A 16,767-nucleotide genomic window follows, 5' to 3' on the forward strand; every position below is an offset into this window, starting at 1 on the left:
ACCCATCACCGTCTTAGGGTCGGAACTGTCGTGAATATCCGGCACGATGCCATTACCCATTGTTGGATGGCGTGGTCGTGTTGCCGCGACTGTCGATGGCATGGTAGAGATGCACTATTCGGCTGCGGATATTAATGGATGTCTGGTCAATACGCCAATCGCCCGAAATGAAGCTCAAAGCGTGCCAGAGAATCGGGTAAGATATGCTTCTCTGCTTCAACTCCGTTGCTGTGCCAGTCTGGAGAAACATTATGTTGAGAAGTTTATCGATCGCGGCAGTCGCTGCGTTGATGTTCGCAGGCTTCGGGCATTCTGCATCCGGTGCGTCTATCGGCGCAGGTAATCCCTATCCCGTCAGCGACTACACGTGCGAGGATGGTACACGTCTGGCAGTGCGCCTTTTCGGTGATCGCGCATCGGTATCCGTCAATGGCGCTGCCGCAATCGATCTGCCCGCCATGGGCCAGGAGGGGACAACCTATTCGAACGGCAAGCAGACGCTAACCATCGTGCAAGGACGTTTATCCTGGGGCGTCGGCCGTGCCGTGCCGTCCGCTTGTACTGGCGGTTGAACATGCTGTTTCGCTGCACAGTCTGAAGCGCATTCCGAACCGTTTTCACCTTTTCAGAAAAGACATTGTGCAAGTTCAACCGAACCATCTATTGATAGCAACGGGGGAGAAATCATGACGAGTCGGCAATTTACATTGCCGACGTGAGGCCTCCCCTTGCAAGGGCTGAACCAGAAGAGCAATTCTGGAACCGCCGAGACAAAATGGGAGGAATGGGAATGCGCGTTTTAAAGCGTATGGCCGTGGCAGCTTCGATTGTGGGGATCGTGGCCACGACGGGTGGTTTGGCAATTGGCACTGCAAGTGCCGAAGAAACGCTGAAACTTGTAATCGGGACAGAAGGCGCATATCCGCCGTTCAATTTCACCAATCCGGATGGCTCACTGTCGGGCTTCGATGTCGATATCGCAAGAGCACTCTGCGAGGAAATGAAGGCCGAGTGCACTTTCATCACGCAGGAGTGGGATGGCACCATTCCGGCACTTCAGGCCGGAAAGTTCGACGCTTATGTTTCTTCCATGTCGATCACGGATGAGCGCAAGAAGCAGGTCGATTTTTCCAACAAGTATTACAACACGCCTCCCGGCATTGCAGTGCCCAAGGATAGCGACATCAAGGGCGTAACCAAGGAAGACCTTGCCGGCAAGACGATCGGCGTTCAGGTGTCCACGACGCATGCGAACTATGCCGAACACGCGTTCACCGACAGCACGATCAAGGCCTATCCGACTGCCGAAGAATATCGGCTTGATATGGCCAATGGCCGCCTTGATGCCGTCAACGACGACAGTGTAACGCTGAGCGAGTGGCTGAAGACGCCGGATGGTGCCTGCTGCAAGATGGTTGGCACCTATCCGTCGGACGATAACATCCATGGCGTCGGTGTCGGCGTAGCCTTGAAGAAGGGGCGTCCCGAACTGGTTGAAAAGTTCAACAATGCAATCAAGGCAATTCGCGCGAACGGCAAGTACAAGGAAGTCAACGACAAGTACTTTGATTTCGACGCTTACGGCGCTGAAAACTGATCGCGCAGAACGATAACGCCGGTAGGAATACCTGAATTTTACAGCGCCGCCCGAGTTGGGCGGCGTTGTTCCAAAAAGATGTGCCCACGCACGCGCCATAGATTTTCCATATAGTTACGAGGCAATTGTTGGTGTTGAGAACTTCTCCGCCTGCATGGACAATATTTTGGTCTTCCTTCCCACGGGAGTTCAAAATGTATCGAATACTTTGCTTGACGGTTCTCGCCTTCGTGCTTGTCGCAATTTATTCATTTTGCGGCCGGGGAATGCCCGCGCTATCCTATTCCGCGTCAAAGGGCTGTATCTGCGATAAAAATCGCCAACCTGTCTCGGTTTGCCTGGATGTTTGTCAGCCAGCAAACTGAGATTGCTTGAGCACTGAACCGGGAGTTCAAATGAGACCAGAAAATCTCGTCATTCGCGCGGTGGAAGCCACAGATGCCGAAGGCCTCACCCGTCTGCAGAACATGCCGGGATTTCGGTTCGGCACCTTGCGCATGCCGTTCCAGCGCCTCGAGACGACAAGGAAATGGCTGGAGTCGCTTGGCCCGGAATCGACCTTGATTGTTGCGACTATCAATGCAGAGATTGTCGGAAATGCCGGCTTGATGCGACACAGAGGACGACGGAGCCATGCCGCAGATATCATGATGGGCATAGCTGACGAGCATATCGGCAAGGGGATCGGCACGGCACTTATGACCGAGCTGATCGATATCGCCGACAATTGGCTCGATCTGAAGCGGCTTGAACTGACCGTTTATGTCGATAATGCCGCCGCTATCCGTCTCTATGAGAAGTTCGGTTTTGTGGCCGAAGGTGTTCGTCAGAAAGACGCCTTCAGAGCTGGCGAATATGTCGACTCACTCGCGATGGCGCGGCTGAATTTCTAGTTTACCCTTCGGAAACTATCGCACTGCCACGACGGCTGCCCAGTCGGTGAGGCGTTTATCGTAAGCACCGCCAGTCCAGCATTCTATCGTGATATCAGACCAGTGGACATTCTTGCCCCAGCAATGCCGAAGCTCTTCCGGTGATAGATAGTTGTAATAGCGGCCAAGTGCGTCGTGGCCTTCAGCCGTACCGGTCTTGAAGCTTGCCCAAACGATGCCGCCTTTCGCCAACGCGGCGTAGGTTTTCTCAATGATGGGGGCGAGCTCGCCTCTGGGCGCATGAGTCAGTGATGCGCAGGCATAAATACCGTCATATTCCTCGACCGCAGAAAGTTCGTCGAACATCATCGTTCTGACGGGCTGGCCCAACTGCCTCGAAGCGATTGCCGCCAGTTCGGCGGAACCGTCCGTTGCATCGAGTTGAAACCCCGCGTTCAAAATAGCGCGTGCATCGATCCCCGAGCCAGTCCCCAATTCAAGAATGCGGCCACCTGGCTTGCAACGCTTCAGGAAATCGAACAGCTTCGGATTGGGCGCATCGCCGCCGGCTGCATAGTCGATGGCATTTGAATTGTAGAATCCCAGCGTATTGTCCGGCATATACCCAAAAGCCCTCTGCACCAGTGTTTGACAGGTCCGGAAACTTTCGAACCCAACGGATTCTTATGTGATGAAATCGCATCGCATTGAAAGTCCCAAGAGTTTCGTAAATCAGCATTTTTGGTTCTTTCAGGCCTTCTGTATGGTTCATCAACAATGGCGTGCAGAATAACGTTGCATTTTCGCCACAATGCGTTGCATAGATGCAACGCTATTGGGTAACATGGTTAACATGAACACGGCGAATCTGACGGCGGACATGAACGGCGAGAAACAATCATCGCAAGGCGGCGAGGGGCGCAGGCTTCTGGCGCTGCCAGGCATTATCACTGTTGTTTCAGCGCTGATTACGGCGTCGATTTCCTTTGCCATTCTCATTGGCATCACCCCGATCACGCCTGACAGGACCGTCACGCTGGCATTGGTCATCATCAATGTCGCACTGATTCTGTTCCTCATTCTGCTGATCTGCCGCGAAGTCTATCGCATCATCATGGCCCGGCGGCTTGGAAAGGCCGCTTCGCGTCTGCATGTGCGCATCGTCGCGCTGTTTTCGCTGATCGCGGCGGTGCCCGCCATTGTGGTTGCCATTGTTGCATCCGTAACGCTCAATTTGGGGCTCGATCGCTGGTTCGATACCAATACGCGTGACATCGTGAGTTCGTCGCAGAGCCTCACCACCGCCTATATTCGCGAAACCGCGCTCAACCTGCAAAGCACGTCCTATTCGATGCTGCAGGATTTGGATGCGCAGCGCACCATTTATAGTCTCGACCGTGGCGGTTTCATCCAGCTGATGACGCTGCAAACACGTGGTCGCGGTCTGCTCGGCGCGTTTCTGGTGCGTGAAAACGGCGAAGTGGTCGTCAAAAGCGATACCGGTGTCGAGGATCGTCTGCCGCCGCCGACCGAAGACGCATTGAAGACAGCTCCGGACGGCAAGCCGGTTATCATTCCTCCGGGAAACAGCAATTTCGTTGGCGCAATCATCAAGATGCGCGAGATACCTGACGTCTATCTCTATACGGTTCGCGCCGTGGATTCGCAGATTCTCGACGCCATGCGTCTGATGGAAGCCAATACCCAGCGCTATCAGGAGATGGATGCGAACCGCATTCCGACGCAGATTGCATTTGCGCTACTCTATTTCGGCTTGACACTGATCGTGCTGCTTTCGGCTATCTGGACTGGCATTGCCGTTGCCGACAGGCTGGTTCGCCCGATCCGGCTTTTGATCGGCGCGTCGGATGATGTGGCGGCGGGCAATCTTGACGTCTCTGTGCCGGTACGGACTTCGGATGGCGACGTTGGCGCATTGTCCGGTACTTTCAACAACATGGTCGCGGAACTTAAGAGCCAGCGCAACGAGCTGCTTTCTGCCAAGGACCAGATCGATGAACGCCGCCGCTTCTCGGAGGCCGTGCTTTCCGGTGTGACGGCGGGCGTCATCGGCATCGAAACGGATGGCTGTATTTCCATTCTGAACCGTTCCGCAGAGCACATGTTTGGCGTCACATCGGACGATTCTGTCGGCAAAAACCTTACCAGCATTGCACCGGAGATCGGGCAGGCTTTCGAGGTTGCCCGTTCAACGGGGCGTGCGGTACATCGCGAGCAGGTCAGCATGACCCGTGGCGGCGTAGCGCGTACCTTCAACGTGCAGGTGACCGTCGAAGATACCGAATCCGAAGATCACTCTTATGTGGTAACTGTGGATGACATCACTGATCTGGTACAAGCGCAGCGTTCCTCGGCCTGGGCGGATGTCGCTCGCCGCATTGCGCATGAGATCAAGAACCCGCTCACACCGATCCAGCTTTCCGCAGAACGCATTCGTCGCCGTTACGGCAAGGTGATTACCGAGGATCGAGAGGTTTTCGACCAATGCACAGATACGATCATTCGCCAGGTGGGTGATATCGGGCGTATGGTCGATGAGTTCTCTGCCTTTGCCCGTATGCCGAAGCCGGAAATGCGGCTTATGGATATGCGCGAGGCATTGCGCGAAGCCTCTTTCCTGATTGAAGTCAGCCGTAGCGATATTCGCTTCCAGAACGATTTCGGCCCGGACAAGCTGGTCGGCTCCTTCGACAGTCGCCTGATCGGGCAGGCGTTTGGCAATGTCATCAAGAATGCCAGCGAAGCCATTGACGGACTTCCGAAGGAAGATCGTGAAGAAGGGCACATCCTGATCCGTTCGTATCAGGCGGATGGGCAACTGGTTGTCGATGTCATCGACAATGGCAAGGGCCTGCCGGGCGATGATCGCCAGAAGTTGCTCGAACCTTACATGACGACGCGGGAAAAGGGCACCGGCCTTGGCCTCGCGATTGTCCGCAAGATCGTCGAGGATCATGGCGGACATCTGGAATTGCATGATGCGCCTTCGGATTTCCACGGAGGACGGGGCGCAATGATACGCATGGTCTTCCCGCAAGCACCTGCCAGCGATGCTGGCACCAATGCGGATAATGACGAAAAGAACATAGCTGGACAGGTGATTTGATATGGCTGCCGATATTCTTGTAGTTGATGACGAAGCGGATATCCGGGAACTTGTTGCAGGCATTCTGAGCGATGAAGGCCATGAAACTCGCACGGCTTTCGACGCGGACAGCGCGCTCGCGGCGATCAACGATCGCGTTCCCCGGCTGGTTTTTCTGGACATCTGGCTGCAGGGCAGTCGGCTGGACGGTCTGGCGTTGCTTGATGAAATCAAGAAGCAGCACCCTGAACTGCCGATCGTGATGATTTCCGGTCACGGCAATATTGAAACGGCGGTCTCGGCGATCCGTCGCGGCGCGTACGACTTCATCGAAAAGCCGTTCAAGGCTGACCGATTGATCCTCGTCGCGGAACGGGCGCTCGAAACCTCTAAGCTGAAGCGTGAGGTGTCCAACCTTCGCAAGCGCAGCGGCGATCATCTGGAATTGATCGGCGCGTCCCTGGCGATGAACCAGCTGCGCCAGACCATCGAACGTGTGGCGCCGACCAACAGTCGCATCATGATTACGGGACCGTCGGGCGCGGGCAAGGAATTGGCCGCGCGTGCCATCCATGCACAGTCCGGCCGCGCCAGCGGACCGTTTGTGACGGTTAACGCCGCGACGATCACGCCGGAGCGCATGGAAATCGAACTCTTCGGCACGGAGATGGACGGCGGCGAGCGCAAGGTAGGCGCTCTGGAAGAAGCTCATGGCGGTATTCTTTACCTCGATGAAGTCGCGGATATGCCGCGCGAGACGCAGAACAAAATCCTGCGTGTGCTTGTCGACCAGCAGTTCGAGCGCGTTGGCGGCACCAAGCGCGTGAAGGTGGATGTGCGCATCATCTCGTCGACAGCGCAGAACCTCGAAGGCATGATTGCGGAAGGCACATTCCGCGAGGACCTGTTTCACCGTCTGTCGGTGGTTCCGGTACAGGTGCCGCCGCTTGCGGCCCGGCGCGAGGATATTCCGTCTCTGGTCGACTATTTCATGAAGCAGATTGCCGAACAGGCGGGCATCAAGCCGCGCAAGATCGGTCCCGATGCTATGGCGGTTTTGCAGGCGCATAGCTGGCCGGGCAATCTTCGCCAGCTTCGCAACAATGTCGAACGCCTGATGATTCTGGCGCGCGGCGATGATCCCGAAGCGCCAGTGACAGCCGATCTTTTGCCAGCTGAAATCGGTGACACGCTGCCGCGCGCACCGACGGAATCAGACCAGCACATCATGGCGCTTCCGTTGCGCGAGGCGCGCGAGCGTTTCGAGAAGGAATATCTGATCGCCCAGATCAACAGGTTTGGCGGCAATATTTCGCGCACGGCGGAGTTCGTTGGCATGGAGCGTTCGGCGCTGCATCGCAAACTGAAGTCTCTGGGCGTATAAGCATTCAGAGCGGCCCAGCTGAAGTGGTGCCGCTCTGAACATTGGTTCTGGCGCATTATCCAAAGCAAAACCGCGTCGGGCTTTTGCTGGAAATGCTGTAATTGTCTCGGACGGAGCAGTCATGCGGGTAATCGTTTGCGGAGCAGGGCAGGTCGGATACGGCATCGCCGAGCGGCTTGCGGCGGAAGAAAACGATGTCTCTGTTATCGACACGTCCGCGCGCCATGTCGAGATTGTGCGCGACACGCTCGACGTGCGTGGGTTCGTCGGACACGGTTCGCAGCCCGACGTGCTCGCAGCGGCCGGTGCCGACGAAGCGGACATGATTATTGCCGTCACATTGTCCGACGAGGTCAATATGGTGGCCTGTCAGGTGGCGCATTCGGTCTTCAACGTACCGACCAAGATTGCCCGTATCCGCGCCCAATCCTATCTCAAGGCCGAGTATCAGGACTTGTTCCTGCGCGAAAACCTGCCGATTGACGTGATCATCTCGCCAGAACTGGAAGTGGGTGAGGTGGTTCTGCGGCGTATCGCGTTACAGGGTGCAACGGACGTGCTGCGCTTTGCGGACGACAAGATCATCGGCCTTGCCATCGAATGTCTCGAGGAATGTCCGGTCATCAATACGCCGCTGAAGCAGCTGACCGATCTGTTTCCCGACCTTGCCGCAACTGTCGTCGGTGTGGTGCGCAATGACAGCCTGTTCATTCCGCGTTCCTCCGACGAATTGAATGCCGGCGACCTCGCTTATGTCGTGACGACGCGTGAGCAGGTTCGTCGCACGTTGGGACTGTTCGGGCACGAGAAACCGGAAGCCAGCCGCATCGTTATCGCAGGCGGCGGCAATATCGGTCTCTACGTGGCCAAGGCCATCGAGGACCGTAAATGGAATACGCGCGTCAAGATGATCGAAAGCGAGCATGACCGTGCATTCGCGATTGCCGATCAGCTCAAGCGCACCATGGTCTTGCACGGCAGCGCGCTTGATCAGAACCTGTTGCAGGAAGCCGATATTCAGGATGCCGACCTGATGGTCGCACTCACCAATCAGGATCAGGTCAATATCCTGTCGAGCATCATGGCCAAGCGTCTTGGGTGCAAATCCAACATGGCCCTGCTCAATACGGTCGCCTATCAGGACTTTACGCACATGGTGGGGATCGATGCCTATATCAATCCAAAAGCTGTCACGATCTCCAAAATCCTGCAGCATGTGCGCCGGGGCCGTATTCGCGCAGTCTATAGCGTTTATCGCGATAAGGCCGAACTGATCGAGGCCGAGGCGCTGGAAACATCTTCGCTCGTTGGCGCGCCACTGCGCGATCTCGATCTGCCGGAAGGTTTGCGAATCGGTGCGATCTATCGCGACGGGCAGGTGATCCGACCGAATGGCGATGTGCGGATCAAGCCGAAGGACCGCGTCGTCATTTTCGCCACATCCGACGCCGTAAAGCATGTGGAACAGATGTTCCGCGTCAGTCTGGAGTTCTTCTGATCACAACTTTGTGTTAGCTTCGGTCCGGGTAAGGGCTTAGGGGCTGACATGGATATCTGTACGTTCTGGTACGGGTCGCGTTTGCGCGACGTCGATTGTATTTGTCTGGCGTCAATGGTGATGACTGGTCAACGGGTAAAGCTCTTCGCTTACGCCCCGATCGAGAACGTACCGGCGGGCGTCGAACTGCATGACGCCAGCAGCATCTTGCCCGAAGCGGTCTTCAAGCGGCTTGATCCAGCCTATCCGAATTTCCGTTCCAAACGGACTATCGTTCAATTCAGCGACATTTTCCGCATTATGCTGATGAAATACCAGCAGGGTGTCTGGCTCGATACGGATGTCTATCTTCTGAAGCAGTTTCATCCCGATCCGAATAAGCCGTATCTCGCCCGGGAGAATCGCTTCCGTGTCGGCGTGTCTGCACTTTATCTTCCGCACGATCATCCGATTATTCGCGAATTTGAGGCCTACGTAGCGGCGACCTATCCGCTACCGAGCTGGCTGGGCATACGTCGAGGCAAATTGCGCCCGCTTTATTACCGCCTGATCGGCAAGGAAGTAACGCCTGCCTCGATTGGCATCACTGTCTTTGGCAATGACGGAATCTCGCGTCTCGCCCGCAAATACGGGATTTTCAAGAACGCGGCCCCCCAGGAAAACTTCTATTACTGGGTCGGCAAGGACGCCACGCGCATCTATGACCCCACCTACGGTCTTGAGCCTATCCGTCATCCGGACTTTATAGGTTTCCATATACATAAAAAGCACAAGGAAGTCGTTTCGCTCCAGCCCGGAAGTTTTTACATGTGGGCAATAGATCGGGTGCGGCCACTGCTTGAATCCCAACAAAATGAAGAGGTTGCCGTAGCAGATTCAGATGCTGAAACTGGCTCGTCTGCCGCAATTCACCAAGAGTCTAATGAAATTGACGGTTGCGCAAAGATTCCCATCCTGTTAACCGAAGCTGAATAGCGAAGCAGTTGTCTTTCCACAGCAATTGCAGTCCAGTACCGGTTTTGCACGCTCCGGTGCTTGATTTATGTGCATGCGCGTGTTCGTTTAACACATCGCGAGCTGGCTGCTGATCGATTAAAGGAATAAAAACAATGGCTGAACGATCGCAAAATCTGCAAGACCTTTTTCTGAATTCTGTACGTAAGCAGAAAATTTCGCTGACGATTTTCCTTATCAATGGCGTGAAACTGACCGGCATTGTAACGTCGTTTGATAATTTCTGCGTGCTTCTGCGCCGTGACGGTCATTCGCAGCTTGTTTACAAGCATGCGATTTCGACGATCATGCCAAGCCAGCCTGTGCAGATGTTCGAAGGCGAAGAAGCCTGACGCTTTCCGAATTCCACTGGAGCGCAATGGCTTAATGCCGTTTCGCTCCAGTTTTTGTTTCTGCCTGACGTTGACCGGACACGCTCTGCCTGTCCGGTTCGTCATGTTTAAACAATCCGGGGCGTCTTTCATTTGAAACAGCCTTAGCGGCGACTTATCTGCAGTGTCAGTTAGTGCATTGACCTGATCTTTTCAGTCAAAAATGCATCGTCGACAGTTTCCGCGTCCCGGAGTGAATATATTTGTCCAAATTCAAGGATAAAAAGCCGACGTCTGCCGATGCAGACAAGGATTTCGAGCTTTCAGAACCCGAGCCTACAAGGGCAGCCGTTATCGTTCCCGTCCTGCCTGAGCGGTATAATACGGGCACGTCGGCGGAAGATGGCGCGCGCCCTGAATTTCAGCGCTCGAATGAGGCGCGCCTGGAAGAAGCCGTCGGGCTTGCCAGGGCAATCAATCTCGACATCGAACATGCTGAAATTGCGATTGTCGCCAATCCACGGCCTGCGACCTTGCTTGGTGCGGGAAAGGTGGAGTCCATCGCCGAAACCGTCAAGGAAAAGGCCATTGGGCTGGTCATCGTCGATCACGCACTGACACCGGTGCAGCAGCGCAATCTCGAAAAGGAATGGAACGTCAAGGTCATTGACCGTACGGGTCTCATTCTCGAAATTTTCGGTGAGCGCGCGCGCACCAAGGAGGGCGCCCTGCAGGTCGAGCTGGCGCATCTGAATTATCAGAAGGGGCGTCTGGTCAGAAGCTGGACCCACTTGGAGCGCCAGCGCGGCGGTGGTGGCTTCCTCGGTGGTCCGGGTGAAACACAGATCGAAGCTGACCGCCGCTTGCTGCAGGAAAAAATTCTAAAGATCAAGCGCGAGCTTGAAACAGTGGTGCGCACCCGCACGCTGCATCGCCAGAAGCGGCGCAAGGTGCCACATCCGATCGTGGCGCTCGTCGGCTATACCAATGCTGGAAAGTCGACGCTCTTCAACCGTATGACAGGCGCGGAAGTACTGGCCGAAGACATGCTCTTCGCCACGCTCGATCCGACATTGCGCCGCATTCGCCTTCCGCATGGCGAAACGGTCATCCTGTCGGATACGGTCGGTTTCATCTCGAACCTGCCGCACCATCTCGTCGCCGCTTTCCGCGCCACGCTCGAAGAGGTGGTCGAGGCTGATCTGATCCTGCATGTCCGCGATATTTCCGATCCGGACAATGCCGCGCAGGCGGAAGATGTTGAAAGCATTCTTGCAGGGCTGGGCATCGAGCCGCAAGACCGCAAGCGCGTCGTCGAGATCTGGAACAAGATCGACAATCTCGACGAAAGCGGGCGTGAAGCCGCTATGCGCCTTGCCGCTGCCGGAAGCGAGGAGGGGCGTCCAATCCCGCTTTCAGCGATTACCGGTGAAGGTGTTGACAGGTTGCTTTCACTCATCGAAACGCGAATAGCGGGTTCGCTCGGTTCGGTCGATGTGTTGCTGTCTCCTTTCGAGCTTCATCTCCTCGACTGGATTTACCAGCATGGCAGCAATGTCGAACGCGAGGATCTGGAAGACGGCTCCGTGCGCATCAAGGCCCGACTGACCGAAGTAGCCCGCAAAACGCTGGACGAGAAGCGCGGCATTCGACCTGAAAAGCCGGAGTCGGACTGGGAGTAAAGCGCGGAGTGCTGCGCCACTTGCGGAACAGGGGCGCAACGCCCTATGTATGGAACACTCACGATTCAAAACTATTCACTTCGCCATAAATATATCCAGAGGCCCATAATGAGAGATCCGATCGAAACCGTCATGAACCTCGTCCCGATGGTGGTTGAGCAGACCAACCGTGGCGAACGGGCCTATGATATTTTCTCGCGCCTTCTCAAGGAGCGCATCATCTTCGTGAACGGACCGGTTGAAGACGGAATGTCTATGCTGGTCTGCGCACAGCTTCTCTTTCTCGAAGCGGAAAACCCGAAGAAAGAGATCAACATGTACATCAATTCACCTGGCGGCGTCGTAACCTCCGGCATGGCGATCTATGACACGATGCAGTTCATCCGTCCGCCGGTTTCCACGCTTTGCATGGGCCAGGCCGCGTCGATGGGCTCGCTGCTTCTGACTGCCGGTGCGACGGGCCAGCGTTATGCGCTGCCGAATGCCCGCATCATGGTCCACCAGCCATCCGGCGGTTTCCAGGGGCAGGCGTCGGATATCGAACGTCACGCGCAGGATATCATCAAGATGAAGCGCCGCCTGAACGAGATTTACGTCAAGCACACAGGCCGCGATTACGAGACCATCGAACGCACGCTGGACCGCGACCATTTCATGACCGCGCAGGAAGCGCTCGAATTCGGCCTTATCGACAAGGTGGTTGAATCGCGCGACGTAGGCGCGGACGAATCGAAGTAAGAGCCGGAATCTCCGGCTCGCACCTGATTTTAGCGCCCTTTGCCACAAAAGGGGCCTAATTCTTGCTCCTACGTGATGGTTAACGCGCCGCGTTAAGCATCTGTTGGGGTTCGGGGCGCTAAACTTGGTCAGATTATGCCGAATCTTTGCCGGGAACTTATTTTTCATTTGTTCGGCGGTGCAGCTTCTGCAAAAGTCGCCAAATGGCTCCTTCGGTCGGGGAGCCGCACGGTGACAGGAATCCTGAGACTACAGGCCCTAGATGACAGGCAGTGCGTATCTGCTGCCATCATGACCAGCGGGAGGCGCGTTTCTCCTCCAGCACTGGGTCCGAACCGGAAGAAACGATCGATATGAACGCCCAAGGTTCATTTCGGTCAATTGAAAGGAAACTGCGATGAGCAAAGTCAGCAACAGCGGCGGCGATTCCAAGAATACGCTTTATTGCTCGTTCTGCGGCAAAAGCCAGCATGAAGTGCGCAAGCTGATTGCAGGCCCGACCGTTTTCATCTGCGACGAGTGCGTCGAACTCTGCATGGACATCATCCGCGAGGAAAACAAATCCTCGATGGTGAAGTCGCGCGAGGGCGTGCCTACGCCGCAGGAAATCATGGCCGTTCTTGACGATTACGTCATCGGCCAGAAGGATGCCAAGCGCGTTCTGTCGGTTGCGGTACACAATCACTACAAGCGTCTCGCCCATCAGTCCAAGAGCAGCGATATCGAGCTTGCGAAGTCGAACATTCTTCTCGTCGGTCCGACGGGTTGCGGCAAGACCTATCTTGCCCAGACGCTCGCACGCATCATCGATGTGCCGTTCACCATGGCCGATGCGACGACGCTGACGGAAGCAGGCTATGTCGGTGAAGATGTCGAGAACATCATCCTGAAGCTGCTTCAGGCCGCCGATTATAACGTGGAACGCGCACAGCGCGGCATCGTCTATATCGACGAAGTCGACAAGATCAGCCGCAAGTCGGATAACCCGTCCATCACGCGCGACGTGTCGGGCGAGGGTGTCCAGCAGGCACTTCTGAAGATCATGGAAGGTACCGTCGCTTCCGTGCCGCCGCAGGGTGGCCGCAAGCATCCGCAGCAGGAATTCCTGCAGGTGGACACGACGAACATCCTCTTCATCTGCGGCGGCGCTTTTGCCGGTCTCGACAAGATCATCTCCGCACGTGGCGAGAAGACGTCCATCGGCTTTGGCGCCACCGTTCGTTCGGTTGATGAGCGCCGTATCGGTGATGTCTTCAAGGAACTGGAGCCGGAAGATCTTTTGAAGTTCGGCCTCATTCCGGAATTCGTCGGTCGTCTGCCGGTGATCGCGACACTCGAAGACCTCGATGTCGATGCTCTGGTGCAGATCCTGACCGAGCCGAAGAACGCGCTCGTGAAGCAGTATCAGCGCCTGTTCGACATGGAGAGTGTCGAGCTGAGCTTCCACGACGATGCCCTGCGGGCGATTGCCAACAAGGCGGTCGAGCGCAAGACGGGTGCACGTGGTCTGCGTTCGATCATGGAAAAGATCCTGCTCGACACGATGTTCGAGCTTCCGACGCTGGAAGGCGTACAGGAAGTGGTCATCTCCGGCGATGTGGTGGATGGCAGCGCCCGTCCGCTCTATATCTATGCCGAGCGGCAGGACGAAAAGGGTAATGTTTCTGCTTAAGCGGTAACAATTAATCCTTAAAAAGGCCGCGCAAGCGGCCTTTTTCATGTGCAGACTTGCGCCAGGCTGTTCCTGTCACTATTGCAGGCGCAGCAATCAGGGTACAGCCTAAGCTAGATATTGTACTAAATCACGGTACAGCGCAGGATAGATGACGATTCTATGAAAGCCATCCCGCTACAGGCTATTGAATTGCCGGGTTCGGCTCTCCAAGTATGGACCGAAGCACATTCGTGACCTGCCTCATGATGAAAGGGGGCGCGGAGGTGGCAGTCAGGTTGAAAGACCTGAGAAAGGACTGAGTTATGACGGGTACTGAACAGAAGACACCATTGGGTGGTTCTGAAGCGGGCGGTGCAGACGGGCTCTATGCCGTTTTGCCGTTGCGTGACATCGTCGTTTTCCCGCATATGATCGTTCCGCTTTTTGTCGGCCGCGAAAAGTCCATTCGCGCGCTGGAGGAAGTGATGGGCGTGGACAAGCAGATTCTGCTTGCCACCCAGAAAAATGCTGCCGATGACGATCCGGCACCGGATGCGATTTTTGAAATCGGCACGATTGCCAACGTATTGCAGCTCCTGAAGCTGCCGGACGGCACAGTAAAGGTGCTGGTCGAAGGTACGGCGCGCGCCAAGGTTTCCAAGTTTACCGACCGCGAAGATTATCACGAGGCCTATGCTGCGGCTTTGCCGGAGCCCGAAGAAGATGCAGTCGAGATCGAGGCGCTTGCCCGCTCGGTGGTTTCAGACTTCGAAAATTACGTCAAGCTGAACAAGAAGATTTCGCCGGAAGTGGTTGGCGCCGCCAGCCAGATCGACGACTATTCGAAGCTTGCCGACACGGTTGCCTCGCATCTCGCGATCAAGATTCCTGAAAAGCAGGAAATGCTGTCGATCCTCTCGGTGCGCGAGCGCCTTGAGAAGGCACTTTCCTTCATGGAAGCCGAAATTTCAGTTCTCCAGGTTGAGAAGCGTATCCGCAGCCGCGTCAAGCGCCAGATGGAGAAGACGCAGCGCGAATACTATCTCAACGAGCAGATGAAGGCGATCCAGAAGGAGCTTGGCGATGGCGAGGACGGTCGCGATGAAGCGGCTGAACTGGAAGAACGCATCAACAAGACCAAGCTTTCCAAGGAAGCCCGTGAAAAGGCGCAAGGCGAGCTGAAGAAGCTGCGCAGCATGAGCCCGATGTCTGCCGAAGCAACGGTCGTCCGCAACTATCTCGACTGGCTGCTGTCCATTCCATGGGGCAAGAAGTCGAAGATCAAGCAGGACCTGAACTTTGCCGAGGAAGTGCTCGATGACGAACATTTCGGCCTCGACAAGGTCAAGGAGCGCATTGTCGAATATCTCGCGGTGCAGGCTCGCTCGACCAAAATCAAGGGCCCGATCCTCTGCCTCGTCGGACCTCCCGGCGTCGGCAAGACCTCGCTTGCCCGTTCGATTGCCAAGGCTACTGGCCGTGAATATGTCCGTATGTCGCTCGGCGGCGTGCGTGACGAGGCTGAAATCCGCGGTCACCGCCGCACCTATATCGGTTCGATGCCCGGCAAGGTCATCCAGTCGATGAAGAAGGCGAAGAAGTCCAATCCGCTCTTCCTGCTCGATGAAATCGACAAGATGGGCCAGGATTTCCGCGGCGATCCGTCATCGGCCATGCTCGAGGTGCTAGACCCCGAACAGAACTCGACCTTCATGGATCACTACCTTGAGGTCGAATATGATCTGTCGAACGTCATGTTCGTGACGACGGCCAATACGCTGAACATTCCCGGTCCGCTTCTGGATCGTATGGAGATCATCCGTATTGCCGGCTACACCGAGGATGAAAAGCTCGAGATCGCCAAGCGGCACCTACTGCCGAAGGCAATCAAGGATCACGCCCTGCAGCCGAAGGAGTTTTCGGTCACGGACGACGCGCTGCGCAATGTTATCCGCCTTTACACGCGGGAAGCAGGTGTGCGTAGCCTCGAACGCGAATTGATGACTCTGGCCCGTAAGGCCGTGACCGAAATCCTGAAGTCGAAGAAGAAGTCGGTGAAAGTCACCGACAAGAACCTCTCTGACTATCTGGGTGTCGAGCGTTTCCGCTTCGGTCAGATCGACGGCGAAGATCAGGTTGGCGTCGTGACAGGCCTTGCCTGGACGGAAGTTGGCGGCGAATTGCTGACCATCGAAGGCGTCATGATGCCCGGCAAGGGCCGCATGACCGTCACGGGTAACCTCCGCGACGTGATGAAGGAATCGATCTCTGCAGCGGCTTCCTATGTCCGCTCGCGTGCTATCGATTTCGGCATCGAGCCTCCGCTGTTCGACAAGCGCGACATCCACGTGCACGTGCCGGAAGGCGCAACGCCGAAGGACGGTCCGTCCGCCGGTATCGCCATGGTCACGGCGATTGTATCCGTGCTGACCGGTATCCCGGTTCGCAAGGACATCGCAATGACAGGCGAGGTCACCCTGCGCGGTCGTGTCCTGCCAATCGGCGGCCTGAAGGAAAAGCTCCTCGCAGCTCTGCGCGGCGGCATCAAGAAGGTTCTGATCCCGGAAGAAAATGCCAAGGATCTGGCGGATATTCCGGACAATGTGAAGAACAGTCTTGAGATCGTTCCGGTGTCTCGCGTGGGTGAAGTCCTCAAGCACGCTCTGGTTCGTGAACCAGAGCCGATTGAATGGACGGAACCTGCAACGCCTGCGACCGTGCCTTCGGTCGAGGAAGAAGCAGGGGTTTCGACGGCGCATTGAAGCATTTCCAGCGAAATCGCGAAGCGGTTTGCTTTCCGGTAATGCAGTGAAATGAACTTCTGGCGGGCGATTCTGATTCAGTCGGATAATCCCGCTGGAAGGTGTCTATCAGGACCAACAATCGAAATGCCGGGCAATTTGCCCGGCAT

Annotated in this window: 12 protein-coding genes and 2 pseudogenes; 13 read left to right on the forward strand and 1 reads right to left on the reverse strand. The window is 56.0% G+C overall.

What is annotated here, in order from left to right; genetic code table 11:
• Positions 1-251 precede the first annotated feature (251 nt).
• The 3 genes from MKS82_RS02705 (at position 252) to MKS82_RS02715 (ending at position 2,490) form a co-directional block, all read left to right on the forward strand.
• Positions 252-572, forward strand: coding sequence for a hypothetical protein (locus tag MKS82_RS02705; RefSeq protein WP_240578306.1), 321 nt, complete (start codon positions 252-254; stop codon positions 570-572).
• Positions 573-790: 218 nt separating this feature from the next.
• Complete coding sequence (locus MKS82_RS02710) at positions 791-1,597, forward strand: ABC transporter substrate-binding protein (RefSeq protein ID WP_445558053.1); 807 nt, start codon at positions 791-793, stop codon at positions 1,595-1,597.
• 395 nt (positions 1,598-1,992) lie between these two features.
• Entirely contained in the window at positions 1,993-2,490 is a 498-nt protein-coding gene (locus MKS82_RS02715) for a GNAT family N-acetyltransferase (RefSeq protein ID WP_109987811.1), read from the forward strand.
• Between the two features lie 15 nt (positions 2,491-2,505).
• Here the strand turns inward: MKS82_RS02715 and MKS82_RS02720 are convergent, their stop codons facing one another.
• Positions 2,506-3,090 carry a class I SAM-dependent DNA methyltransferase gene (locus MKS82_RS02720; protein WP_109987812.1) on the reverse strand — a complete coding sequence of 195 codons (585 nt, stop codon included), beginning with the start codon at positions 3,088-3,090 and terminating at the stop codon, positions 2,506-2,508.
• Between the two features lie 190 nt (positions 3,091-3,280).
• Between MKS82_RS02720 and MKS82_RS02725 the strand changes: the two genes are divergently transcribed.
• From MKS82_RS02725 to lon, 10 genes and pseudogenes are all read left to right on the forward strand, one after another.
• Complete coding sequence (locus MKS82_RS02725) at positions 3,281-5,596, forward strand: sensor histidine kinase NtrY-like (protein WP_109987813.1); 2,316 nt, start codon at positions 3,281-3,283, stop codon at positions 5,594-5,596.
• A gap of 1 nt (position 5,597) precedes the next feature.
• Complete coding sequence (ntrX, locus tag MKS82_RS02730) at positions 5,598-6,959, forward strand: nitrogen assimilation response regulator NtrX (RefSeq protein WP_109987814.1); 1,362 nt, start codon at positions 5,598-5,600, stop codon at positions 6,957-6,959.
• 121 nt (positions 6,960-7,080) lie between these two features.
• Positions 7,081-8,457 carry a Trk system potassium transporter TrkA gene (gene trkA, locus MKS82_RS02735; RefSeq protein WP_109987815.1) on the forward strand — a complete coding sequence of 459 codons (1,377 nt, stop codon included), beginning with the start codon at positions 7,081-7,083 and terminating at the stop codon, positions 8,455-8,457.
• Between the two features lie 48 nt (positions 8,458-8,505).
• Positions 8,506-9,333 (forward strand): annotated as a pseudogene (locus tag MKS82_RS02740) (hypothetical protein); the annotation flags it as partial.
• Between the two features lie 30 nt (positions 9,334-9,363).
• Positions 9,364-9,561: pseudogene (locus MKS82_RS02745) on the forward strand (hypothetical protein).
• A gap of 5 nt (positions 9,562-9,566) precedes the next feature.
• On the forward strand, positions 9,567-9,803 hold the full coding sequence (hfq, locus tag MKS82_RS02750) for an RNA chaperone Hfq (protein ID WP_002964239.1): 237 nt from the start codon (positions 9,567-9,569) through the stop codon (positions 9,801-9,803).
• Positions 9,804-10,045: 242 nt separating this feature from the next.
• On the forward strand, positions 10,046-11,464 hold the full coding sequence (hflX, locus tag MKS82_RS02755; RefSeq protein WP_109987816.1) for a GTPase HflX: 1,419 nt from the start codon (positions 10,046-10,048) through the stop codon (positions 11,462-11,464).
• Between the two features lie 108 nt (positions 11,465-11,572).
• Entirely contained in the window at positions 11,573-12,202 is a 630-nt protein-coding gene (clpP, locus tag MKS82_RS02760; RefSeq protein WP_010660144.1) for an ATP-dependent Clp endopeptidase proteolytic subunit ClpP, read from the forward strand.
• Positions 12,203-12,599: 397 nt separating this feature from the next.
• Positions 12,600-13,874, forward strand: a complete 1,275-nt coding sequence (gene clpX, locus MKS82_RS02765; protein WP_061346342.1) for an ATP-dependent Clp protease ATP-binding subunit ClpX — start codon at positions 12,600-12,602, stop codon at positions 13,872-13,874.
• A 305-nt stretch (positions 13,875-14,179) separates the two neighbouring features.
• Positions 14,180-16,618 (forward strand): endopeptidase La, encoded by a 2,439-nt coding sequence (gene lon / locus MKS82_RS02770; RefSeq protein WP_109987817.1) that lies wholly within the window; start codon positions 14,180-14,182, stop codon positions 16,616-16,618.
• Positions 16,619-16,767: the final 149 nt, after the last annotated feature.

The sequence above is a fragment of the Ochrobactrum sp. A-1 genome (assembly GCF_022488005.1).
Classification (GTDB): Bacteria; Pseudomonadota; Alphaproteobacteria; order Rhizobiales; family Rhizobiaceae; genus Brucella.